Annotated in this window: 21 protein-coding genes and 1 tRNA gene; 19 read left to right on the forward strand and 3 right to left on the reverse strand. The window is 30.0% G+C overall.

All coding sequences use genetic code 11. The features are described 5' to 3' along the window. The first annotated feature begins 146 nt into the window (after window positions 1-146). From Q1W72_RS04535 to Q1W72_RS04550, 4 genes are all read left to right on the forward strand, one after another. Window positions 147-220: transfer RNA gene (locus tag Q1W72_RS04535), tRNA-Met, on the forward strand. Between the two features lie 52 nt (window positions 221-272). Continuing rightward, window positions 273-1622: a tyrosine-type recombinase/integrase gene (locus Q1W72_RS04540; protein ID WP_302137464.1), complete on the forward strand. Its 1350-nt coding sequence runs from the start codon at window positions 273-275 to the stop codon at window positions 1620-1622. Between the two features lie 177 nt (window positions 1623-1799). Beyond that, the gene (locus Q1W72_RS04545) at window positions 1800-5087 is read left to right on the forward strand and encodes an Eco57I restriction-modification methylase domain-containing protein (protein ID WP_302137465.1); all 3288 of its coding nucleotides are present in this window, start codon (window positions 1800-1802) and stop codon (window positions 5085-5087) included. Window positions 5088-5177: 90 nt separating this feature from the next. Beyond that, window positions 5178-5582, forward strand: coding sequence for a hypothetical protein (locus Q1W72_RS04550; RefSeq protein WP_302137466.1), 405 nt, complete (start codon window positions 5178-5180; stop codon window positions 5580-5582). A gap of 24 nt (window positions 5583-5606) precedes the next feature. Here Q1W72_RS04550 and Q1W72_RS04555 read toward each other — a convergent pair whose 3' ends face one another. Continuing rightward, complete coding sequence (locus tag Q1W72_RS04555; protein WP_367881680.1) at window positions 5607-6245, reverse strand: TaqI-like C-terminal specificity domain-containing protein; 639 nt, start codon at window positions 6243-6245, stop codon at window positions 5607-5609. A gap of 34 nt (window positions 6246-6279) precedes the next feature. On the opposite strand from Q1W72_RS04555, the gene Q1W72_RS04560 reads away from it, so the two are divergent. Further along, on the forward strand, window positions 6280-6882 hold the full coding sequence (locus Q1W72_RS04560) for a master DNA invertase Mpi family serine-type recombinase (protein WP_302137467.1): 603 nt from the start codon (window positions 6280-6282) through the stop codon (window positions 6880-6882). Between the two features lie 375 nt (window positions 6883-7257). On the opposite strand, the gene Q1W72_RS04565 is transcribed toward Q1W72_RS04560, so the two are convergent. Then, window positions 7258-7581 carry a hypothetical protein gene (locus Q1W72_RS04565; protein WP_302137468.1) on the reverse strand — a complete coding sequence of 108 codons (324 nt, stop codon included), beginning with the start codon at window positions 7579-7581 and terminating at the stop codon, window positions 7258-7260. Window positions 7582-7753: 172 nt separating this feature from the next. On the opposite strand from Q1W72_RS04565, the gene Q1W72_RS04570 reads away from it, so the two are divergent. Both Q1W72_RS04570 and Q1W72_RS04575 read left to right on the forward strand, forming a co-directional pair. Further along, the gene (locus Q1W72_RS04570; RefSeq protein WP_302137469.1) at window positions 7754-8215 is read left to right on the forward strand and encodes a hypothetical protein; all 462 of its coding nucleotides are present in this window, start codon (window positions 7754-7756) and stop codon (window positions 8213-8215) included. A gap of 140 nt (window positions 8216-8355) precedes the next feature. Continuing rightward, entirely contained in the window at window positions 8356-10065 is a 1710-nt protein-coding gene (locus Q1W72_RS04575) for a hypothetical protein (protein WP_302137470.1), read from the forward strand. Between the two features lie 130 nt (window positions 10066-10195). On the opposite strand, the gene Q1W72_RS04580 is transcribed toward Q1W72_RS04575, so the two are convergent. Further along, entirely contained in the window at window positions 10196-11704 is a 1509-nt protein-coding gene (locus tag Q1W72_RS04580) for a reverse transcriptase domain-containing protein (protein WP_302137471.1), read from the reverse strand. A 456-nt stretch (window positions 11705-12160) separates the two neighbouring features. On the opposite strand from Q1W72_RS04580, the gene Q1W72_RS04585 reads away from it, so the two are divergent. The 12 genes from Q1W72_RS04585 (at window position 12161) to Q1W72_RS04640 (ending at window position 25548) form a co-directional block, all read left to right on the forward strand. Then, a complete protein-coding gene (locus Q1W72_RS04585; RefSeq protein WP_302137472.1) occupies window positions 12161-12862 on the forward strand; it encodes a hypothetical protein in 702 nt (233 codons plus the stop codon). Between the two features lie 50 nt (window positions 12863-12912). Further along, the gene (locus tag Q1W72_RS04590; RefSeq protein WP_302137473.1) at window positions 12913-13863 is read left to right on the forward strand and encodes a phospholipase D family protein; all 951 of its coding nucleotides are present in this window, start codon (window positions 12913-12915) and stop codon (window positions 13861-13863) included. Between the two features lie 38 nt (window positions 13864-13901). After that, window positions 13902-14852, forward strand: coding sequence for a hypothetical protein (locus tag Q1W72_RS04595; protein WP_302137474.1), 951 nt, complete (start codon window positions 13902-13904; stop codon window positions 14850-14852). Between the two features lie 139 nt (window positions 14853-14991). After that, window positions 14992-15288, forward strand: coding sequence for a helix-turn-helix domain-containing protein (locus Q1W72_RS04600; RefSeq protein ID WP_302137475.1), 297 nt, complete (start codon window positions 14992-14994; stop codon window positions 15286-15288). Between the two features lie 2 nt (window positions 15289-15290). Beyond that, window positions 15291-15785, forward strand: coding sequence for a hypothetical protein (locus tag Q1W72_RS04605; protein WP_302137476.1), 495 nt, complete (start codon window positions 15291-15293; stop codon window positions 15783-15785). Between the two features lie 82 nt (window positions 15786-15867). Next, complete coding sequence (locus Q1W72_RS04610; RefSeq protein WP_302137477.1) at window positions 15868-16929, forward strand: AAA family ATPase; 1062 nt, start codon at window positions 15868-15870, stop codon at window positions 16927-16929. Next, window positions 16929-17129, forward strand: a complete 201-nt coding sequence (locus Q1W72_RS04615; protein ID WP_302137478.1) for a hypothetical protein — start codon at window positions 16929-16931, stop codon at window positions 17127-17129. Before Q1W72_RS04610 ends, Q1W72_RS04615 begins: the two co-directional genes overlap by 1 nt. 66 nt (window positions 17130-17195) lie before the next feature. Beyond that, window positions 17196-18191, forward strand: coding sequence for a DUF6371 domain-containing protein (locus tag Q1W72_RS04620; protein WP_302137479.1), 996 nt, complete (start codon window positions 17196-17198; stop codon window positions 18189-18191). A gap of 738 nt (window positions 18192-18929) precedes the next feature. Further along, window positions 18930-19910 (forward strand): FecR family protein, encoded by a 981-nt coding sequence (locus tag Q1W72_RS04625; RefSeq protein WP_302137480.1) that lies wholly within the window; start codon window positions 18930-18932, stop codon window positions 19908-19910. Further along, window positions 19900-20508, forward strand: a complete 609-nt coding sequence (locus Q1W72_RS04630) for a sigma-70 family RNA polymerase sigma factor (protein ID WP_302137481.1) — start codon at window positions 19900-19902, stop codon at window positions 20506-20508. Before Q1W72_RS04625 ends, Q1W72_RS04630 begins: the two co-directional genes overlap by 11 nt. A gap of 40 nt (window positions 20509-20548) precedes the next feature. After that, window positions 20549-24046: a SusC/RagA family TonB-linked outer membrane protein gene (locus tag Q1W72_RS04635; protein ID WP_302137482.1), complete on the forward strand. Its 3498-nt coding sequence runs from the start codon at window positions 20549-20551 to the stop codon at window positions 24044-24046. A 26-nt stretch (window positions 24047-24072) separates the two neighbouring features. Next, the gene (locus tag Q1W72_RS04640) at window positions 24073-25548 is read left to right on the forward strand and encodes a SusD/RagB family nutrient-binding outer membrane lipoprotein (RefSeq protein WP_302137483.1); all 1476 of its coding nucleotides are present in this window, start codon (window positions 24073-24075) and stop codon (window positions 25546-25548) included. Window positions 25549-25797 lie beyond the last annotated feature (249 nt).

Below are 25797 nucleotides of genomic sequence, written 5' to 3' on the forward strand. Positions count from 1 at the left end.
TTATTTTTTTCGAAATATATAGAATATAACTCCGAAAAAAAAGCGTTTTTAAAAATATTTTTTTTTATTAAAAATATGCTTGCAAGCATTAATTTTATTTTTATATTTGCACCCGCATTCAGGGATGGTTATCCACCCGGAATCATGGCGAGATAGCTCAGTCGGTTAGAGCGCAGGATTCATAACCCTGAGGTCCCGAGTTCAAATCTCGGTCTCGCTACAGTCTTAAAGTCAAGGAAATCACGGATTAGTGTCAACTAATCCGTTTTTTTATGTCTAAACTTTTGTTACTTTTACTGGCAGTACACGATACAGTACACGATTTGCCAATGAAAACCAACTATTCTGAACCTAAAATCTTTACTGGAAAAGTCGATGTTTCCAAATGGAACAAACTTTCAAAACAAGAACAAAACGAGGCTATTTCGAAAGAATGGTACGTGTATTACTCATTCCGAAATCCTCAAACAGGAAAGTTGGAACGTCAAACTAATGTAAAATTAGAAGCCAACAGAATAAAAACTGCAAAAGAAAGGTTTGAGTATTTGAAAACGGTTCAAACTTATCTATCCGTTCTTTTGAAAAAAGGCTACAACCCTTTTCATGACAACTCTGAATTAACCAACAAATATTTCGGCAAAGTCAATCCAGTCAATACTGCTACTGAAGTCATTACAGAAAAAGAAATTATTCTCGAACAAGTATCAGTTGCTGTAAAAAAAGAACAAACCATCAGAGAAGCTTTTGAATTCGGTTTAAAAAACAAGATTAATGTTTTAGGAAAAGCTTCTTATAGCAATTATCAGGGAAGAATAAAACGATTTTTAGCTTGGTTAGACAATTATGAAATTACATCTAATAGTGGAATTTCAACATTGAATAAAAAGATACTGAATGAATATTTGAATTTTATCTTGGAGACTTCAAGAGCAACCAATCGGAATAACACTAGAGCCGATTTAAGTTCATTGATACAAGTTTTAGTTGATAATGAATTAATGAGTACTAATTTTGTAAAAAGTATTAGTATACTTAAAGCTACACCTGAGAGAAACAAAACTTATTCGGTAAAACAAGAAAGCGATATTCTAAATTATTTAAAATTAAACGATCCTATTCTACTTCTTTATACACAATTTATTATATATAATTTATTAAGGCCAATTGAAGTAAACAGGCTTAAAATCGATGATCTTGATATAGAAGGAAAAAAATTATTTGTGAGAGCAAAAAATAAAGCCGTTAAAGTTAAAATCATTCCACAAAAAATCATTGATTTATTGCCCGATTTTTCACAGATGAATAAAAACCATTATTTATTTACACCTACAAGAATTGGAGGAGAATGGGAAGCTGAAGAAAATAATCGAAGAGATTATTTTTCAAAAAGATTTAAAGTTGTTAAAGATCATTTTGGTTTAAATGATGATTACGGACTGTATAGTTTCAGACACACATCCATAACTAATTTGTACAAAGAATTCATCAAAACATTAACTCCTAATGAAACTAAAAGTAAATTAATGGAAATCACTGGGCATCAAACGATGCAAGCTCTAGAAAAATACCTCCGGGATATTGATGCAGCATTGCCAGAGGATTACTCCCATTTATTGAAATAAGAAGCCTTTTTAAAAGCCATTCTTTTATTTCCAAAATGAGGAAAGCCGTAAAGAAGTGTGTCAACAGATAACTACATTTGAAAACAGCAACAAATAGTCAGATAAATAGTATTGTCCTGATTGTAGTTGTCCTTTTTATATAGTAAGTTTGATAACTAAGAATTCTGAAATAAACTCATGAATACAATACTTCTAGAACCTCGTAAAGCACTGAACAAAGCTTTTCTTAAAATCAAACCAAACCGTACTCACATCGAGAGTTTTAAAACGAATTTGATACAGATTTTAGATTCAATCAATGAAAAGGAAAGCGAAGAGTTCCATAAAAACTTAGTGATTGATTTCTTGAAGAAAACTTATTACGATCCCAGCTATTCTGTGAATACAAAAGGACGTAATGATTTAGTGATTCACAACGGGAAAGATGCCAAAACGAATGTTGGAGTAATCATTGAAGCCAAAAGTCCTGTCAACAAAACAGAGATGATAACTGTTGCAAACCTAAACGGAAAAGCCTTACAAGAGCTGGTTTTGTATTACATGCGGGAACGCATCACACATAAAAACACGGAATTAAAACATCTGGTGGTCACTAATATTCACGAATGGTTTGTTTTTGACGCCCAACTCTTCAACAAATTATTTGCAGAAAACAAAGCTTTTACAAAACAATTTGTTGATTTTGAAGAAGGGCGATTATCTGGTAAAACAACGGATTATTTTTATAAAGAAATCGCAAAGCCTTTTATTGAAAACGTACAAAACACGATAGAATTTGCTCATTTTGACATTCGGAAATATGATAAACCGTTGCGAAATGTAGACAAGGAAGATGATAAACTCTTAGTAGCTCTTTTCAAATTACTTTCTCCGGAGCATTTATTGAAGTTATCTTTTGCGAATGACAGCAATTCACTGGACAAGAACTTTTATAGTGAGTTACTGCATATCATTGGTTTAACCGAAGTAAAAGAAGGAGGCAAAAAACTAATTGAACGCCACAAACAAGGAAAAAGAAACTCCGGTTCCTTACTTGAAAATGCTATTGAGCAACTGGATAGTCTGGATAAAATATCCAGATTACAAAACCCAAAACAATACGGAGATAATAATGAAGAACGGCTTTTTACCGTGGCATTGGAACTAACTATTACATGGGTGAATCGGATTTTGTTTTTAAAATTATTGGAAGCGCAACTGATTACCTACCACAAAGGAGACAAAAGTTATTCTTTTTTGAATTCCCATTTAATAAAAGACTACGACAACCTTAATAGTTTATTCTTTCAAGTTTTGGCAAAAAAACCAAAAGACCGAAACGAAAGAGTATTCACTGATTTTGCAAAAGTACCATACTTAAACAGTTCTCTGTTTGAACCAACAGATTTAGAGCATGAAACCTTGTTTATTTCACAACTGGAAGACAACAACACCTTGCCTCTACTCCCAGCAACAGTCATAAAAGACAATCAGGGTAAAAAAAATACAGGCACTAAAAGGGCTTTAGATTATTTTTTCTCCTTCCTTGATGCTTATGACTTTGCCAGTGAAGGAAGTGAGGACATACAGGAAGACAATAAAACCCTGATTAATGCCTCAGTCTTAGGATTGATTTTTGAAAAAATCAACGGCTACAAAGACGGTTCGTTCTTCACTCCTAGTTTCATTACGATGTATATGTGTAAAGAAACGATTCGTAGAGCCGTGGTACAAAAGTTCAATGAAACCAAAAATTGGGATTGCAACGATTTTGATTCCCTTTATGATAAAATTGAGGACAGAAGAGAAGCTAACAAAATTATTAACACCATCAAAATATGTGATCCTGCAGTAGGGTCCGGACACTTCTTAGTTTCAGCTTTGAATGAAATCATTGCTATTAAAAATGATTTACGGGTTTTGCAAGACCATAATGGCAACCGACTGAAAGAATACCATTTTGAAGTAGTCAATGATGAATTGATTGTTACTGACGAAGATGCCATTCCTTTCTCCTACAATCCTAAGAATAAAGAAAGCCAACGCATACAGGAAACTTTGTTTCACGAGAAGCAAACCATTATTGAAAACTGTTTGTTTGGCGTGGATATTAACCCAAACTCGGTAAAAATTTGCCGTTTGCGATTGTGGATTGAGTTATTGAAAAATGCATATTATAAAACCAATTCCAATGAACTGGAGACATTACCTAACATTGACATTAATATTAAATGTGGGAACTCTTTAATTTCTCGTTTTGGATTGGATGCTGATTTGAAGGAAGCTTTAAAAAAGAGTAAATTCTCTATTGATGTTTATAAAAATGCAGTAAACACATATCGCAATGCTGATAGTAAGGAACAAAAGCGAGAAATGGTAGAATTAATTGGCGAAATAAAAACCAATTTTAGAAGTGAGATTAATGCCAATGACCCAAAACTAATTAAACTTTATAAACTTAAGGGAGAATATCTTGTTCTTACCTCTCAAACAGGACTGTTTGAACTTAGTAAAAAAGAAGAGACAGAACGAAATAAAAAAGTAAAGGTTACAATAGAGGAAATAAAAAAAATTGAAATTGAAATTGAAGAAATAAAATCTAATAAAATTTATGATTACGCTTTTGAATGGCGTTTTGAGTTTCCAGATGTGCTCGATGATGATGGTGAGTTTGTAGGTTTTGATGTTATTATTGGAAACCCTCCTTATGTACAGCTACAAAAAATGGGAGAACACAGTAATAACTTAGAAAAAATGGGATATTCTACCTATGCAAAAACGGGGGATATCTATAGTTTATTCTATGAACTAGGGTTTAATATACTTCGAAAAGATGGAATTTTGACTTTTATTACTTCAAATAAATGGATGCGTGCTGCTTATGGTGAAAGTCTAAGGAAATATTTAGTAGAAAAGACCAATCCTATTATATTAATTGATTTTGGTGGAGTACAGGTTTTCGATACTGCCACAGTAGATACAAATATTTTAATGGGATTAAAATCTAATTATATTAATGAAACTCAAGCTTGTGTCTTTAATAAAGATTTTAATTCAACTTCCATAAATGATTTTATAAATGAGAATTCAACACAAACATTTTTTAAGAATGATAGTTGGGTAGTTTTATCTGCTATTGAAAAACAAATAAAAGATAAGATTGAAAAAATAGGAACTCCATTAAAAAACTGGGATGTTCAAATAAATTATGGTATCAAAACAGGTTACAATGAAGCTTTTATTATTGATGGAAAGAAAAAAGAGGAGTTAATAAAGGAAGATGCAAAAAGTGCTGAGATTATTAGACCGATTTTACGTGGCAGGGACATAAAAAAATATAGTTATGAATTTGCAGATTTATGGTTAATAAATACGCATAATGGTGTTAAAGAAAAAGATATAAAACCAGTCAAACATAAACGAATATCCTTCTATAAAGAAACATTTAGATTTATACTTGTCTCAATTAGAAAAAAGACAAGATAAGGGAGATACAATGGCTACAATTTAAGAAACTGTGCCTATACCGAGGATTTTTCTAAACAGAAAATTAATATATCCGGATATTACTCGAGAATGCCAAGTCAAGTTAACTTGCTTCAAAATTATCCCTACTTCTATTTAGATGCAGAAAATTTTTATGCTGAAGCCACAAATTTTATAATGACTGGAGCGAATATTGATTTAATATATTTATTTCTTTCTTCTGAATTAGGTTTTTTTGCATTCTCTAAATTTTATACTGGACCACAATTTGATGCTACTGGTTTTCGTTATAAAAAAGCATATTTAGATGAGACATATGTTCCGAAACTCAATAATCTACAAACATTAGCATTAAGAAACGTTCTTAATAATTTGAATAAAAAAGATATTGATCAAGAAATAAGTAAGGTATGGGCAAAAATAATTGGCTTGGATGATGAGGAAATCGCATTTATTAATTCCTATAAAAAAAACCTACTAATATCTTCCCGTTAAAAAGCATATATTAGTCTATTAGATTTAACGCAAGTTATTTAGAAACATAATTTCTTGTTCTGTAAAACCATAAATATTGTTTACAAATTCATTAATTTTAGATTGACCTAATAATGATGTTGCGGTCAATTCATTGTTGATTTCACTGCTTATAATTTTTGATTTATATCCATCTAATTTTGGAATTGGTAATAATTCCACATACTGCCTTAGCCATCTCCAACCGGTCTCGTCTAGACGTGTTGAAATCATATCTAGGTAAAATAAAACAGCTTTGCTATTCAAGAAAGCTAATAGATTATTGTACTCGGCGCTGGCTTCCGTGTTTCCATTCACCGTTAAAGCATATCCTGTATTACTTAACATATACCCTTTTTTGTCCAATGTGAAAGCATTTCCACTTCGAGCAATTTCTGCCCAAACAATTTTCGGTTTAGAAAAATCCTCGGTATAGGCACAGTTTCTTAAATTGTAGATTGTATCTCCCTTATCTTGTCTTTTTTCTAATTGAGACAAGTATAAATCTAAATGTTTCTTTATAGAAGGATATTCGTTTATGTTTACTGGTTTTATATCTTTTTCTTTAACACCATTATGCGTATTTATTAACCATAAATCTGCAAATTCATAACTATATTTTTTTATGTCCCTGCCACGTAAAATCGGTCATATAAAATACCCTATTTTTACCAATAAAATGATATACGGATACATTAGAGTAAGTACTGACAAACAGACTGTCGAAAACCAAAGATTTGAAATAAATCAATTTGCAATAAAAAACAATTTAGTTATAGAAAAATGGATTGAAGAGACTATTTCAGGAACAAAAGAAGTAGATAAAAGAACGCTTGGAAAGCTTTTGAAAAAAACAAAAAAAGATGATATTTTAATTTGTTCAGAATTATCAAGATTAGGACGTTCTCTCTTTATGATAATGGAAGTTTTAAACTTCTGCATGAAAAGAGAAGTTAAAATCTGGACAATAAAGGATAATTATAGATTGGGTGAAGACATTCAATCCAAAGTTTTAGCTTTTGCTTTTGGTCTTTCGGCTGAAATTGAACGAAATCTAATCTCCCAAAGAACAAAAGAAGCATTAGCTAGAAAAAAAGCCGAAGGAGTTATTTTAGGAAGACCTATTGGCAGTAAATCTACAAAAGTTAAATTGTCAGGCAAAGAATTACAAGTTCAGAAACTATTAAATAAAAATGTTTCTTATAGTGCAATTGGTAGGATTTTAGGAGTTAATAGAATTACAGTTACTAAATTTGCAAAAGAAAGAGTGTTAATAAATTGAACTAAAAAATTTATATATTTTTTTAAAAATTCTATTCTTCAATCAATAATATAATCCAAATTACCGCACCATGAAAAACCATTATCAAAGATTTTGCAATAATCAATCAATTCTTGTTTTCCCGCTATTTACATTATTCCTTCTCATTTCATCAAAATAGATTGCTCAAGAGAGTTTTCTACATGTTTATACTTTAACAGTTTTCAACTCCAAATTTTTTGATACAAACATTTTCCATTTTTCTTATTAACATTATTATCAGTAAAAAAGAAACCTGATAGTTACCGCTATCAGGTTATTATTTTATTTTGACGTATATAAATTAAATAATGCAAATATGATTTTTGATGAAAATTAAATGATGTCATATTCAAATTATTCTACTCTATATTCAATTAAGTAGTCAAGAAATAATTCATTAATATTTATAAGATGCTTTAAAAACGGTGTATTATCGAACAAGGTTTTATTAAAATCATTTAATTTTTTATTGAATAATTTTCCATTATCAAATTCTGAAAACATTAAATTCATTTGGAATCTAATATCGTTCAATTCATTTGTTTGACTTGCAAAGTTTGGTTCATTTGAGGCATCATCATTAGTTGCTTCTGCAAATTCAAAAGAAGCTAGTTTTATTGGTCGAAGTTCTTCTAGAAATGACTCAGCTTTTTCGATAAAAAATCCAGTTAGTTTCATAAATCTTTTAATTTGGTTGTTGTTTGACTGACTTAATTCTCCATATTAAGTTTTCATAAAAGTAATCTCTTTCTGCTATTTGCGAAAAACAAGTTACTAACATTTTTCCGTACGTTGTCTTTATTGTATTAATAATCTTAAATTGCATGAGTTAATATAAATTAACTGTAAAATGAAACCTGAACTAAAATATATTGGTAAACAGATTACGATAAAAACTCTGAAAGATTATATAGTTGATTGTAAATTAGAAGATAAGGTTATATTATTGAACAGTCAAAATTTTGACACCATCGTTTTGGAATATCGTGATTTTTATAATGAAAGCATGGAAATACCATATTCTATCATAGGAATCTTAATTACTGAAGATAACACCAAAAAAGTTCCACTTGATAGAATAGGATTAATAAATGATGATAATTTTGACCCTCAAAATCATATTCATGAAGAAACGTATGACTTATATGATGGTGAAGAAGCGCATCGTTGCGGATTTTGCGGTAATATCGTTGATGAAAACGGAAATGAATTGTATGACGAAGAACGAGCACGAATTATTAGATCCATTGAAAATTTTGAAAATCCAATTGTCAGCAAATCGCATGGAAAATGTTGTAGAGACGAGTGGTAATATTCTTTAATTAACTATTGGTACATTCAAGTATATAGGTATCTAAAATTATATAAATTGATTGGAGTGATATGAAATGACAATACTAATTTATTTTAATCAGAGAAAGAAAATCTACCGCTAAAAAAAATAGTAATATAATGGATACTAAACTAATATCAAGAATAGCTTACAGTGATATATTTAACAAATCTGAAAATATAAAATCCGTAATAAATAAAATAAACCCGGAAAAAGCAATAGTTTTATTAGCAATTATAAATAAATACCATCATGAAATACATAAAGGATTTAACTCTGAGTTAAAATTTATTTTAAATGAATGGCTTGTAAATTCCGATAAAGATTTAAAGTCAAAAGTGATTAATAGTTACTCAAAACTTGTTGAAAAAAGAGATATTAAAAATTATAACGAGATAGACCTATCATCTATTAACATTATTAATAGAATTGCTACTTTAAGAACTATTGAGCTATTAGTTTCTCAATCAGATTTAAATAGCGATGGTAATGATTATGAATCAATCACTTTAGAAAACGTATTTAAATTATACTTACTTGTTAATGATGAACTATCAGACAGACAGGAGAAGTTATTTCAAAAATGGTTACCCAACATTCACGAAAAAACAAAAGAAATTAGATTTCATTTATACTTGGGTTTATCACATGTTGATTTAACTTCAGAATCAATATCTAAAAAATTAATGTCAGAGGTATTAAAATTTGTTCAGTTTGAAAAATGGCTCAAAAGACAAAACGTACATCAAGATATTGTTAATACATACCTTAAAAATTTAGAGTCAAATGATTGGTATGATTTGTTTTCTAAAGTATTCCAATTAAACAAAATTGCAATAAATAATCATATAGTTTCTAAAGAAATGTATCCAGAATTATGGATAATATTAGAATATTTTTCATCTCATGAAGAAACTAGTAAAGAATGGAATGAATTGACAAATATTAGAAAAAAGCCACTATATAAATTAAAAAATCAGGACTATATAATTATAGATTTTAGTTTTTTACTAGATAAATTTTTCTCAGGAATTTATCATGATTTAATTGAGCTTTCAAAAAAAACTTATATAAACAATTTTCATCTGGATTACAGTAAAAACTTCGTAGAAGGTGTTCTATTAGTAAACTCTTTAAAATCAGTATTTGGAAAATCTTATATACAATATTCAGAGAATAGGATAAAATTAAATATTAAAAAAGGTATTGAAAATCTTGCCCTCCCAGATTATTATATTAGAAATGGTAGTAAAATATTTATATTTGAATGTAAAAACTCATTTCTATCAAATATCAATAAAATAAATCTTGATTGTGATCTTATTGAAAATGAAATAAAAGATAAATTTTTTGAAAGTTTAGGTAAAAAAAAAGCTATCAAACAATTATTAAATTTCATCAATCTTTCTGAAGATAAACAATATACTTTTTTTGACAATCTTAAAAAACACTCAAATCTCAAATATTATCCTGTTTTAGTTGTAACAGATAACACATTAACTTCAATCGGATTTAATAAACTTTTTCATGAATACTTTCAAAATGCATCATCTAATGTGAAATCAGATTTAGTCTCTAGAATAAAACCGTTAACAATAATCCATATTAATGATTTTTTATACTACAATGAATCTTTGAAAAAATTAGATGTAATAATTCAAGAATTCCATAAATATACCTCCAATAAAAATGCAATAGATGGAATGTTATCATTCAGTAATTTTATTGATTTTTTCAAATTTCCTGGCAAAAGAAAAATAAAAAGAGAAAGTATTGATCATATTTTAAAAGATTCATTACTACCATCTGAACACAAAAAATCGCTCTAAAAAGTTACATATCTGAAAGTTTGACAGAGAATTACAGATACTATTGAAAATGCAGGACGGTAAAATTTATTAGATGAATCTTAAGGACTGAGTAATCGAGTCGATTACAAAAGAAATGATAAAAGAGTTATTATTTTAAAAATAAATTTATGTTAGAAAAATCATATTTCACTAATGTTTTTTGTAAAATTTTCCAATGATTTCTAATCTGTTTTTTAATTTCAGGAGCGTTCATTTCCTCAGATGCACGGTAAACATATCGAATGTAATTACCTCTATATTTTTTTTCAAATTTTGAAACTACTAATTCCTGATTTTTAAATTCTGATTTTTTGGAAGATAATAATCTACTCTTACAACCTTTAAAGCTATATAAACGATAAATTTTTCTTTTAAATAAAGGAGATTTATCTAAAAGTAAATTTTCATTAATCTTACCTACTCTTTTATGCTTTCTTTTAATTGTATTTTTCATACGTCTATAAAATCCAGCAAGATTTTTTGATTTTATCAAAGTCTTATTTCCATAAAATTCAAAACCCAAATAATTCAAAGGCATATTTTTAATTAAATTATCGCCATCAATTTTGAATGATTGAAGTACATTATTATCTGTTTTAAATAGTGTTTTTTCAGTTTTCTCAAAAGAAATTACTAATTTAATTTTTTCAATTTGTTCCTTAACAAAATTTTCAATTTTTTCAACCTTATTTTCCTCACAAATAACAATTATATCATCGGAATACCTTCTATAAAAAACATTTTCCTTTTCAGTCAATTCTTCAATAATAGCCTCGTCAAATGGTAACATATAAATATTAGCCAATAATGCACTTATAGGAAGTCCCTGAGGTATACCAACCAACTTTCCTTTCTTATGTTTTTGATTTTTATGAATTACAATATTAGCTTCTAAAAGTTCTGTAATACTTTCAAAAAAGGTGTTTCTTCCAGTTTTTCGATATTTTGATAATTTTTTTTCATCAAAATGATTTTTTATAGTTTTCAAATCATTAAGTTTTACATATGAAAAATGAGTTGTTGTTTTAAAGATATTGTAATGATCTTTAGGTAATGACTTAAATCCCATCACTCTTGCCCAAATCATTTTTAATAGTCTATGATTTAAGCTAGGAAAGAAATTTTCAATATCATACGCAAGTACCACACAATCCCCCCTTCTTTTTACTTCATCAAATATATCCTTAGCAAAATGAACGTTATTTTTAAATTTCAAATTATCATCGGTCGATATTTGCCTGTAAGCAGAAACTGAATTAGATAGATTTGAATTACTATTTAATAATTTTTCATATTCAGGAGTGATTATTTTTTGAGAATAGTAAGAAAAAATATGCGCGTCCAAATGCGTTGCATAAAGTATTTCTCTAATTTTAGTATTAGAAACAATCTTAGTAGATTTTTTTTGTTTTTTATGAGAATGTCTTATTATACCATTTATTAAACTAGACTTATATCTTCGTTGCTTAATCTCTTTAAAAATTAATGGTAAGAATGAATGTTTAGCTACTTTAAACTTATTAGACACATAAATCTCACAATCTTTTCTGACTGATAAAGGAGTTTTATTAGAAAAATGAGGATAACCTCGGTCTTTAAACCAATCTTTTTGCTTCATAAGAAAATAAGAGTAAGAGAAGTCCTAGCGCGGATTTATAACGAAATAAAACTTACATCTCAATCTGAGATCAAACCATTAGCCGAGTTCTCGACTCCCGCTGTAATTGTACGTAGATTTGCCACTGGACAAAGAACTAATAATATATATAATCAACACCGTAATTATGGTCTTAAACACACACACTAGCCTTAGAAGGAAGCATGAAATATCTAAATGGTACGATACTATACTTAAATTTCTGAAATTAACAATAATTAAATCGATTTCTTTATTGTTAATGAAGAAATTGTTCAAATTTACTAATCCACATATTTTATTTATTCCCCGAAGGTCTGGACTAATTGAAACAAAATGTTCACAATAGTTTAACAAATGTTCTATTTCTTTAACTAAAACTTTCTTACTCTTGACAAATGTAGTAATTATTTTATACTTTTATTGAAATTTAAAAATATGCCGCAATTAATTAATGAATTCAAAGTAGGAGATATTGTCACACTTAAAACACATCCTCTTTTGAGCGATTTTTACATAAAGGGGGATGGGAAATATGTTCCGCCTTTAATGATGATTAAAGAAGTTTTCTTTGAAAACAAGCAGAAAAAGACATTTGACGAAACTTGTGGTAAAGAAATAGCTGAAAGAATAAAATATATTTGTGTATATTTTGACGACAATAAAAGTGAATTTGTAGAAGCTCATTTATATGAAAAAATGCTTCAAAATTTTTCGAATCTTAAAATTGCAAGTTTAAGTAGTAAAACCATTGACAATAATATTGATGTTATTACTGAGGTAACTAACTACCCTTTAAAACCACAATGTAACTATGGAGAAATTTTATATTTTAAAACAAAAAAATTAGAAATTTTAAAGAAAAGATCCTCTGTAAAAATCACAAAAGACAAGAAAAAAGAGACACTGGATGATATAAAGGAAATAATTCAATACGTTGTCAATTATGCGACACCAGACTTTATAGCTTGTGGCTTTAAAATAGAAGACCATAAGGATTTATTTTATAGTGACGGGGAAAACAAAAGACTCGTTTCAACTGAATCCATTAAGATTAAATGGTTTAATCCAATACAACAGAAATTCAGTGAACATTACTTACCTTCAGAATTCCTCACAGATATAGGACCGTTTAATTAACGTTTAATTTAAATAATAATTTAGAAAATCAATTTTTTATTTTTTGAAAAATGGCCGAATTTATTACCGATAAACAATTAGATGACAAACTAACTGACATCATCTGGAATGCAAAAAAAGAACTTATTATTCTTTCACCTTTTATAAGACTAGACGATTATTGCAAAAATGTAGTTTTCAAAAACCTTAAAAATAATCCTGAACTTGAAATCATAATCGTTTTTGGTAAAAATGAAGGAGAAACTCAGAGAAGTTTAACCCCTGCCGATTTAGAAATATTTAAAGAATTTAGTAATATATCAATAATTTATTGCAAAAATTTACACGCAAAATATTATGCTAATGAAAACGAAGCATTACTAACATCATTGAACCTTCTTGGAAAATCAATGACCGAAAATGTAGAGTATGGAATTTATTTTCAGAACTCAAAACTTAATTTAGAAAAATTATACACCGATTCCATTAGCTATACAAATCAAGTTATTACTGATAATCCTTGTGTTTATATTAAACGTTCTGTTTTTAAGAAAACAAACTTTGGTTTGACAAAAAAATACATCGAGTCTAAAGTTTTATATGACGTAACGGATTCACTTTATAAAAATAGAGATTTCGATAAAAAATACTATAATGATTTTGAATATGACATTCTAGAAACAGATATCAAACCAACAAGAGAGGAATACGTTCCTGAAATCAAAAATATAACACAACCACAGCACTATATAGCCAGTAGATATAAAGAAACCGAATTTGTTAGGGAAGAAACTGAAAATAAAAAATATTCAAATTCTAGATATAACCGGAATCAAAATGAAGAATATGGATATTGCATAAGAACAGGGATAAAAATACCATTTGACCCACAAAAACTATTTTCTTATGAAGCATATCAAACTTGGGCAATATTCGAAAACTGGAATTATAGAGAAAATTATTGTCATAAAACGGGCAGAGAATCTAATGGAAGAACTTCTATGGCAAAACCAGTACTTTAATGAAAATAGTAAAATGAAATATTTAAATTATTATAAAAATGAAATATTTTGGAATATTTGATCCTAAAATACTAGAATTATCAGATATAGAGATTGAAAATTTGATGTTAGAAAAAGGATTGCTTGTAAAAAATTTAGTTGGAACAGCAATAAGTATTGAGAATAATGTTTTGAACATGACTGTTCCTGACACTATTCATATCAATCCTAGTAAGGAACTAATAGATGAATACTATAAATTTATTATTGATTTATATCAGTCAGAAATTTTAGAAATAAAACTCCCCTTTTTTAAAATATTTAATGACGAGATTTATGGATTAGAACTAAAGGAGCAAAAAGAAAAAGCTCTGAAATATTACAAGGAAATTTATAATACCATTTATAAAGATGTTATGACAATTTATGACAAAAAAGTAAGTGATGACGGAATTATTCATACCCATAATTTTAACAAATTAAAAATGCTTTATTATCAATTGGAAGCAAATAAAAGCAATCTTTCCGATACAAGAACAAGTTTACATTATTTAATTGGGGACAGAAAATCTTATATAGATAGCAATTTTGTTGAAAATGAACTTGTTTCAGAAGTTTTGGAATTTGAGGCCTCGAAACAAATTGTTGTAGAACTCAATAGTCGTTTTGGTTTTGAAGAAGATTATTACTTTACCAATAAATTTCAAGATGATGTAAATTTTCAAAAATATAATAAAATTTTTAAAAAATTAAAATCGTATCAGTTCACAAACATTAAAATAAAAAATTTTAAGGATGATGAAAAAGCAAAAAGTGTTAGCTTATATCAGGTTCTAGTAGATAAGGATTTAATAACAAATAATAAAGACCAATTTAAGCGATTTATGAAAGTGGAATATGGTTATTCCCCATCGGAAATTGTTACTTATCAAAAAAATACTAATAGAACTCACGACGAAAGAGTTGCTAAATTTACTGAGGATTGGGAAAAATTTGACACGGAAAATTAGTCAAAATTGAAATTCGACATATCTGATCAATTTTCCGACATACATTTAATGATTTCCGACATACATCCGACATGTATTTAACTTGCTGTTAATTAGTTTATTACGTTTATTACTAACGTAATATTAAACAAAATTAATTATGACACAGCCACAATTTTTACAATCATTTGAGAATCTCAAAACAGAGGTTCAAGAACTCAAAACACTTCAACAAAGAGTTCTACTTTATTTAGAAAATCATAATGGTAGCCAAACAGAAATTCCTTTATTAATAGAGGAACGAATTTCTATAAAGGAAACTTGTCAAATTCTAGGCTGTTCCGAAGTCACACTCTGGAAACTCCGGAAAGATGGAACCTTACCCTACTCTCAACATAAAAGAACCATCCGTTTCAAAAAAATTGACATTCTTAATTATCTAAACCAAAAACGATAATTATGAAATCATATATTTTAAACGTGCGTATTCCTGAAAAATTGAGGAATATGCTAATCGATGACTCAGATCAAAAAGGTGTATCGTTATCCGACAATGTAAGAGACATCTTAACGACATATAGTGAGGAACTCCAAAGTGAAGAAATTGATAATCAAACTTTATTCGATAACAACTATCCAAATTCAAATGAATTCATATATCTAATCTCTTGGATATATGAAAAAAGTAGAGATCCTTACAACTGGGGATTAAAAAATGATTTGGAAGATCTAAAAAAAATTGTACTAGAGGTCATTAAGAATGATTGCTTTCCAAATGATCTAAAGCGAGAATTCGAAAAAGTACTTCTGGATATCCTACGATTGATAAGTGAATTTGGTACCGGAAACAATCAGTTTCGATTTTGCGAATTGTGTTCTAACGATGCTTTTGACTATGTAATCTTAAGGGACTACATCAATAACAGGGCATTTGAAAATAGAATTTACGTGTAATACACTTTGTGTTACAGATTGTATGACAAAACGTATTACACTTTGTCATACAATCTTTAACACAATAAAATAACCAACCAAAATGAGCACAAAAATCATAAATACATCAGATCATACAGCAGTATTGAAGTCAGAACTTGAAGCCGATTTAAAAATTAATTCTAACAATGTAAAGGTTAACAATTCTTCTGCCAGCAACTGCTTCAACATAAAACCAATGAATGAATGGATCGATGATGCTAAAAATCGTCCTATACCTAAAATGCTCTTTAGCGAGTTTTGGTATGAAAACGAAATCTGTATTTTATTTGCTGACACCAACCTAGGAAAATCAATATTGGCTCTTCAAATGTCTAATGCATTAAGTAAAGGAATTAGCATTGAAGGTTTCAAAATGGAGATATTGGCTCAAAAAGTATTGTATTTTGATTTTGAGCTATCAGATAAACAAGTAGAAAACAGATATTCTAATCAATTTTCTGAACATTATGTGTTCAGCCCAAATTTATTGCGAGTTGAAATAAATCCTGAACAAGAAATTCCTGCGGAATTTAAAGATTTTGATTCTTTTTTATGCCATTCCTTAGAACTAGCTGCAATAGAAAATGATATCAAAATTATTGTTATAGACAATTTAACGTATTTAAAAACAGACACCGAAAAAGCGAAAGATGCTTTGCCTTTAATGAAATTTTTAAATAGTATAAAGAAAAAATACAATTTATCAATATTAGTCTTAGCACATACTCCGAAACGGGATGCCTCCAAACCTTTAACTAAAAATGACTTATCTGGAAGTAAGATGCTAATGAACTTTTGCGACAGCTGCTTTGCTATAGGCGAAAGCGCACAAGGAACAGGATTGCGCTATATCAAGCAAATTAAACAACGAAATACAGAATTGATATACGATACACAAAATGTAATTGTATGCAAAATCGAAAAAAAAAGTAACTTTTTAGAATTTGTTTTTATTGGATACGAAAATGAACTTGACCATTTGAAGCCTAGAAACAATGAAGATCGGTTAAATGAAATTTTAGAACTTAAAAAACAAAATATTCCAAATACACAGATTGCTGAAAGACTTAGAATCAGTGAGGGAACTGTTAGAAATATTTTAAAAAAAGGAGAAAATAATTAATGACGGCAAATCTAGCATATCAAATAATAATGTCGCTCCCTGAAAACGAGCGTGAATTGCTATTTGAGATGATAGATCCCCACATGAAGAAATTTGACTTAGAGGAATTGCTTTCAGATGAGATCCCAAAAAAAATTTCAGAAAAAGAAATGATGTTGCGACTGATTGAAACTTGTTTTAGTAAAGTTAAAAACTCGTAACACTCGTAATATTCGTAACCTCTACGAAAATTACGAGTGTTACGAATTAAAAAATAAAATAAAAAAATGTATAAATATTCTCTTGATAAATCCAGTAAAAAATTTATCTGCCCAAATTGTAGTAAAAAAAAATTTGTGAAATATGTCGACAATGAAAGCAATGCGTATTTAGAAGACGGATCCGGTAGATGTGACAATGATAGCAGCTGTAAGCATCATCAATACCCTAATAAAAATTGTGTGATTTCAGAATTTATAAAACCAATAATCACAAGACAAGCCTCTACTTTACAATCTGATTTATTGGTTTTATGCGGCAGGAATTTTAATGAAAATAATTTGGTTCAATTTTTGAAAATTTATTTTTCAGAAGAAGAGGTTCAGTCAGTCATTTTACAATACAGACTTGGAACATCAAAGCACTGGCTTGGTTCAACAATTTTTTGGCAAATCAATCCTCACAATAAAATAATGACAGGGAAAGTGATGCTTTTTAATATTAAAACAGGCAAAAGAATAAAAACACCTTTCAACCATATTCACTGGGTTCATAGTCTTTTAAAGTTAAATGATTATGTCTTACAGCAGTGTCTATTTGGTTTGCATTTAATCAACGAATCGACGAAAAATAAAATTGCCATAGTAGAGTCAGAAAAGACGGCTTTGATCATGAGCTTATTTTTGCCAGATTATATTTGGATGGCAACAGGCAGTAAAAGTAATTTTAAAAAAGAATTATTAGAGCCTATTAAGAATTTCAAAATCATAGTCTACCCCGATAAATCGGAATATAATGATTGGAATAAAAAAGCTACACAACTAAATAAAGAAGGTTACCAGATAAGATGTAGTGATTATGTTGAAAAAAAGGACGTACCAGAAGGAACAGACCTTGCAGATATTTATTTTGAATCTAAAACTTCAGAAATAGTTGAAATTAAATATACAAAAACAGAAATTGAAGTAAATAGACTAGCGAAAATTAACCCTGCAATTATTAATCTTATTAGAACTTTTGACTTGCTAGATGTTGATCATAATGGGATTAGGAATATTGATTGAATAATTTCTGTAAAATTATTCCTTTTTAGTTTTGTAAGTCAACTGCAGTCAACGGTTTCTATGATCCTATTACTACAAGCGAATTATAACCTGCATTCTTTAATGAATAATCAGTAGAAGCAAGTAAATAGCTAAGTTTTGATGAAAATGTACTTTCAGAGAGACCTTGGTTGAACAATTGTAAAGGCAAAATCAGCCTTTTTGGCTTTATCACTTGAAGCAATAAATTTTGATTAATCAACTTTTGTGCGACTTATTATATTCGTTTTAAATAAGTGTTTGTTTGTATTCCAAACTTGGAATTTGACGGCATGTATTCAAACTTCATAAACTTCACTAACTGAAACCCCATGACTAGCTCCTCCTGAACTTATATGACACCCTTTTTTATTCAATAATAAGGGGTTCCACCTGTTCAATTTTTAAACTGGTCTATTCGCAGAACTCCCCCTATCCTTACAAACTTATTTTCGAGCTGGTTCCGTTCTGATTGTTAGCACCAATCGAATTCTATATCGATAAATGTTTTGTGTGTCCATCGCCATCGGGTCGAGTTTAAGCTCTTAGTAACTTTTTAGATTTAATAGCTTTTATTAAAATATAAATTCCCAAACGATTCCTTATTTCCGCTAAAACCGCACTAGTAACAATTCATTAACAATATCGTGTCTATTTGATAGTATTGAAAACTAGGGGTATTTCTCTTATTTTGACTCTTATTAGTAAAGGGAAATATTTATGTTGAAATTGAATAGAAAAGAGAAAAAATGTGTGAAATATCTCGTCAACGAAATGTCAAAAGCAGAGCGATCTGTATTTGAAATTGAAATGACTATAGATGATGAACTTCGTGCTGTTTTTGAAAATTATAAAATGATTTGGGTAAGTTATCCCGAATCCAAATTACCAATCCAAGGTAATTCTTTTAATCAAATTAAAAACCAGTATAGAAAACTGAATCACTCCACAAAGTCCACTTCATTTCTTTTCAGAAAACAGGCGGTTTTTTCTGTTGTAATCATTTTACTGATTGGTCTCGGTTTTTATTTTACCAAATCTACAAGCCAGGGATATGTTAATCATAAAATTGCTAAAGTTGGAGAACGTCTTACCGTTTTATTGCCAGATAGCAGTACAGTTGTTTTAAATTCAGGTAGTAATGTCAAGTTTTTCAGTGATTTCGGAAATACAAGGGAAGTTTGGTTGGTTGGAGAAGCCTTTTTTAAAGTAACACCAAATGAAAATTCTCCTTTTATAGTTCATACAGATGCTTATGATGTTAAAGTATTGGGAACGGAATTTAATGTCAATAATAATTCCATTAATAAAATTGTTTCCCTGGAAAAAGGGAAAGTAAAGGTATTGCTTAAAGAGAGTAACGACGAAATCAATCTATTACCAAGTGAAGAGTTGGTCTGGAATTCAAAGACTAAAGTAGTTACCAAAAGAAATTTTGACGTTAGTGAAATTTCAGCCTGGAAAGACAATATTCTGCTTTTAGATGATATAAAGCTTGAAGATGCTCTACCTAAAATAAATCAATTCTACGGGGTGAATTTTGTTATCAATGATAATGACATTGCAAATCAGCATATTAAAGGTGCTTTTAAAGATCAAAAAATTGATGAATTCATAACTTCATTAGAGTTTATATCTAATGTGAATATAGTCAAAACCAAGGTAAACACCTTTGAAATAACAAAGTATCATGAAAATTAACCAAATAAAAATCGGTTTTAGCGACAATGTTTCAGATGACTATTTATTTCAGCAAATACGAAATGGTCAGCAAGAGGCGATGGAACTATTCTTCAATAGATATTACACCCGATTGTGTCGTTTTGGACTAGGCTATGAATCGGATTCATGCCTTGTGGAGGAAAAAGTAGCTGATGCTTTTATTGAATTGTGGAATAACAGAAATACTCTTGATAAAATTAGAAACCCTAAATCATATATATATGTAGTAGTAAAAAATAGTTTGAAAAAAGTACAGAGATTTGAGTTATTTCATCAACAAATTGATGAAATAAAAGTAATTGATAGTGTAAGTATACCAAGTATAGAGGAAGAGATTATTGACGATGAGCAAAAGGAATTTATTAAGAATATGATTCGCGAAATATTAGATGTTATTCCAAAAAAGTCACGTCAAGTCTTCGAACTCAGTAGGATCGACGGGTTAAAGTACAAAGAGATTTCGGAAATTCTAAACGTCACTCCCAAAACGGTTGAAAATCATATTGGACTTGCTCTTAAATACATTAGTAAGGCTTTGATATCTTATAAAAAAAGAGGACTGCTTAACTCTATCTAATAATTAGTAGAAAAACTATCTTTTTTAAGGTCAGTTTTGGATGTTAAAAATTTTAAAAAAAATAATCACAGATAAAATGAGAAACAAAATTATAGTAACCTTATCCTTGTTACTTCAGTTCGGAATTGGTACTACTTATTCCAATACTCCAAAAGAACCTGAAGCGGTAGAAAATATAGCTAAAAATGAGAAGATCCGTTTAAATCTTAAAGACGTTTCGATACAGAAAATATTTACACTTATAGAACAACAAATAAACAACAAGTTTATTTACATGTCAGACCAAAAATTTCTTCAAAATAAAATATCCATTACCATTAATAATCAAGATTTAAATCAAGTATTAACTGTTTTAAAAACGAAAGTTAATCTTGATTTTAAGATAACTAATAATGGTATTCTAGTAAAAGAACTTATTAAAACTGTTCAAAAAACTACTCAAATAAAGGCTCAAGATACGAGAAAAATTGTAGGCGTCGTTTTAGATGAATCCAATTTACCTATTCCCGGAGCTTCTGTTTTTGTAGCAAGAACAGCCGTAGCAACCACTACTGATTTTAATGGAAAATTTACTATTAATGTTCCTGCAAATACAACGATTTTATCTGTTAGTTATGTAGGATTTGGGACGAAAGAAATCAATATTGAAAACAAGACGGAAATTAAAGTAGTACTTGTTCAAGACGAAACAGCTCTTAAAGAGGTGGTCGTGACAGCTTTGGGTATAAAACGTGAAGAAAAGTCACTAGGATACTCAGCTCAATCTCTTGGTGAAAATGCCGTAAAAGATGCCAAATCAAATAACTGGGTAAATTCTCTTTCTGGTAAAGTTGCAGGTTTAAATGTGCAGGGAACTGGATCGGGTCCAATGGGTTCTTCCAGAATAACTCTTCGCGGAGAATCATCACTTAACCTTGATAACAATCAAGCTTTGATTGTTTTGGATGGAGTGCCTGTAAGCAGTAAGATCACCGGTACCGGATTTTCCTCTCACCTTTCTCAGGATAGTCCAGTTGACTTCGGCTCAACATTATCTGATATTAATCCGGAAGATATTGAAAAAGTTACTGTATTAAAAGGTGCTGGTGCAACTGCTTTATATGGAGCTAGAGCAGCTGGTGGTGCAATTATTATTACTACCAAGTCGGGCAAAACTAAAGATAAAGGAATTGGTGTGACAATAAGCAGTAATTTTAGTTTTGATCAAGTGAATCGTTGGCCAGATTACCAATTTGAATATGGAGAGGGACGAACAGATAAATATTATTCGTACCTAGATAGTGCTGATGGACCAAATACAAGTACAAATGTAGCTGCAGGAAGGGCATGGGGGCCAAAATTTGATGGACAGTCTTATTTTCAATATAATCCTAACGCTGTAGATGGTAAACCTACTGAACGTACGCCATGGGTTTCTAATAAAAATTATATTTCTGGATTTTTTAGAACAGGTACTACACAATCAAATAGTATAGCTTTGGAAGGGGGAAATGAACAGGGGTCTACCCGCTTATCGATTACTCATCTTAAAAATGATTGGATTCTTCCTAATACTGGTTTTGAAAGATTAAATGCTTCCTTATCCGTAAATCAAAAAATCTCTGAGAAGCTTAAGATAAATGGTAAGGTGAATTATACTAATAAGAAAAGTGATAATCTTCCAGCAGCAGGATACAACAATCAATCTATCATGTATTTTCTTATGATAGGTACAGCTCCAAATATTAAACCGGAATGGTTTAAACCATATTGGCAGCCTGGACTTATTGGTGTCAAACAAAAAAACCCTTTCAACACGGGACCTGACAATCCTTATCTTGACCTGTATGAAATGCTCAACAAAATGAATAAACATGGGGTGATAGGAAACTTGTCAGCAACATATCAGTTTAATGACAAACTTGAATTTATGGTGCGTTCTGGTCTGGACATGTCAAATGAGTTCAGATCACAACAACGTCCTTTTAGTATGACTAAATATGCTCGCGGAATGTATAGAGAACAAAATGTATTTAGTTATGAAATAAATACGGATGCATTGCTAACCTATAAAAATGCACTAAATAATAATATCAATTATAACATTACTGCAGGTGCAAATTCAATGAGGCAAAACTATGATTTTGCAGGACTTTATGCGGATCAGTTATCTCAGCCAGGAATTTACCAAATATCAAATAGCTTAGATCAAGCAGTTGCAGATCCTCTAAAAACAAAGAAAGCGATTAATAGCTTTTATGGTTTAGCACAATTGTCTTATCAAGAAAAAATATTTTTAGATTTTACTGGACGTAATGACTGGTCAAGCACTTTGCCTTACGGTAACAATTCATTTTTCTATCCTTCGATTAGTACTAGTTTCCTAATCCACGAAATAACGAGCTTACCGACTGTTTTTTCTTTTGCTAAATTTAGATTATCGTGGGCACAGGTTGGTAACGACACAAGACCTTACCAAACAGATAAATATTATGACAGGATATATAGTAATAGCTTTACCAATACTTCAATATTATTCAATGCTAATTTAAAACCCGAGATAACTTCTAGTATAGAAACGGGTATTGATCTTAGAATGTTTAAAAACCGCTTATCAATTGATATCGCTTATTACAATAATAATAGTCGCAATCAGATTCTAGCAATTCCTCTAGATCCCGTTTCAGGATACTCAAATGCAATGGTAAATGCAGGTTTAATAAACAGTAAAGGAATGGAACTTGCTTTATCAGGAAAATTAATAGCAAAAAATAAATTCAAATGGAATAGCACCCTCACCTGGAGCAGAAATAGAAGTTATGTTAAAGAATTGGCTCCAGGCATAACAAACCAGGTTATTTACAGTCATGGAAGTAATGTTAGCATTGAAGCAAGAGTTGGTGGCAGAATGGGAGATATGTATAGTAGAGGTTTTCAGAGATCTCCTGACGGACAGATCATTTATACTTCAGCTGGTTTACCTGCTACATTGGATCCTGAGATGAAAAAAAGAGGAAATGCATTTGCTGACTGGAAAGCAGGACTGATGAATGAGTTTACAATCGGAAAAGTAAGACTGAGTGTACTTCTTGACGGACAAAAAGGAGGAAGTATATATTCACAAACTAATCATAAGAATAATACATTAGGAAAAACCAAAGTAACACTTCCAGGTCGTGATGGTGGGATTATAGGGCAAGGAGTCGTTTTACAATCAGACGGAACTTATCTCCCCAATACTGTTAAAGTAGCAGCAAGCTCCTACTATGATAATTATTACACAATCGGAAATGGGGAAACTAATATTTTTGACGCTTCTTATATTAAACTTAGAGAAGTTCGAATTGAATTTAATTTACCGAACAGCCTCTTGAAAAAGATAGGAATGAAATCTGCAAGTCTTGCTTTATATGGAAGAGACTTATTTAATTTTACTAAGTTCCCTGGTTTTGATCCTGAAGGAGGAAATCTAGATAATGGTACACTAACTCCTGGAGTAGAATTAGCTCAATTTCCTTCTACAAGAACTATAGGAACCAATCTTACTCTAAAATTTTAAATTTAAATTAATAGATCATGATAAAAATGAATAAAAAATATAGTTTTCTCCTTTTGGTTGTATTTCTTATATCCTCTTGTACAAAAGATTTTGAAGAGATTAATACGGATCCAAACCGTCCAAAACAAATAACTCCAGGAGTTATGTTGGGTCAGTTGCAGTATAGAATTGTAAATTCAAGTATAACTGCTTCTCGAAATTTCACACATCAGCTAATGCAGGTTGATGCGCCACGTTCAAGTCCTTCAGGAGAGGGACTACATAGATATGTAGTTAATCCAGGTTCGGCAGTTTGGTCTAACTTCTACGGTTACATGGCTGACATTGAAGATATATACAAAACCTCCGAAACTTTAGGGGAAGATAACTACAAAGCAATCTCTTTAATATATAAATGTTGGGCCTATTCTATTCTTACTGATTTGTATGGAGACGTTCCGTATTCAGAAGCAATTAAAGCATCTGAAGGCAACTTTAAACCTGCATTCGATAAACAAAAGGATATTTATATTAAAATTCTCAGTGATTTAGAAGAGGCAAATGCATTGCTTAATCCATCCAAAGCCTTGACTTATGGAGGAGATCTTTTATACAATTCCAATAGCCTTTCGGGAGGTACAAATCCTGGAATTGTTAAATGGAAAAAATTTTCCAATTCATTAAGACTTAGGTTACTGCTCAGATTGTCAAAACGGAATGGAGAAATCAATATCAATGAACAAATTACGGCGATTCTGGCTAATCCTGTAAAATACCCTGTATTTACAAGTAATGCTGATGATGCTATTTTTAAATATACGGGAACATTCCCCTATTACAACCCTTATTATAATCAAAGACAGCTGGAATGGAGAGATGGCACCTATGTTACCAAATTCTTTATTAACAAAATGAATACAGATAATGATCCTAGGCGAAACTTATGGTTTACTCCAATAAGTGTAGGGGGAGTAAATGTTTATCAGGGAATTGAAAGCGGATATCCAGTTACTACAGAATATCAAGTTGGGAAAAATACCAGTTATAATGATGGTTTGAAAACCCTACCACAATTGGGTATTATGATGACCTGGTCAGAGCTAGAGTTTATTAAAGCAGAACTTGCTTTAAAAGGTTTTAATACAGGTAAAAACCCAAAACAGCATTATGATACGGCAATTTCAGCTTCTATGGTACAATGGGGTGTAACAATGCCTACAAATTATCTAGCTCAGGAAGGTGTATTTTATGATCCCAACACCTCAACAGAAACTCAATTAGAAAGAATAATTACACAGAAATATTATGCTTCATTTTTTGTTGACTATCAATCGTGGTTTGAAAAAAGAAGAACTGGATATCCAATTTTACCAAGAGGATCTGGAATACCTGCTGAAAATGCATTTCCAAATCGTGTACCTTACCCAACATATCTACAATCGCTTAATCCTGAAAATCTTGCATTAGCTACAGCTTCAATTGGAGGGGATAACAGTAATACCAAAGTATGGTGGGATAAATAATCAATTCTAAAGTAAAAAAAATTAGACCCAATAAGGATAAAACTCAAAAACAGGAACGAGAAAATGCATGTTCAAGCCTGTCAGATTTTCAAATATTCAAGTTGGGTTAAATTAAAATTAAAACACAATCATTCTATTATGAAAATATCAAATAAAAGCTTCTTTATTTTATTATTGACTTTGCTTTTTGCAAATGCCATTTCAGCACAAACGGTCAGTAATAAATCTAATATTCGAACATTAATAGTA

Origin of the sequence: Flavobacterium sp. ZE23DGlu08, from assembly GCF_030505335.1 — a bacterium.
In the GTDB taxonomy this organism is placed as follows: Bacteria; Bacteroidota; Bacteroidia; order Flavobacteriales; family Flavobacteriaceae; genus Flavobacterium; species Flavobacterium algoritolerans.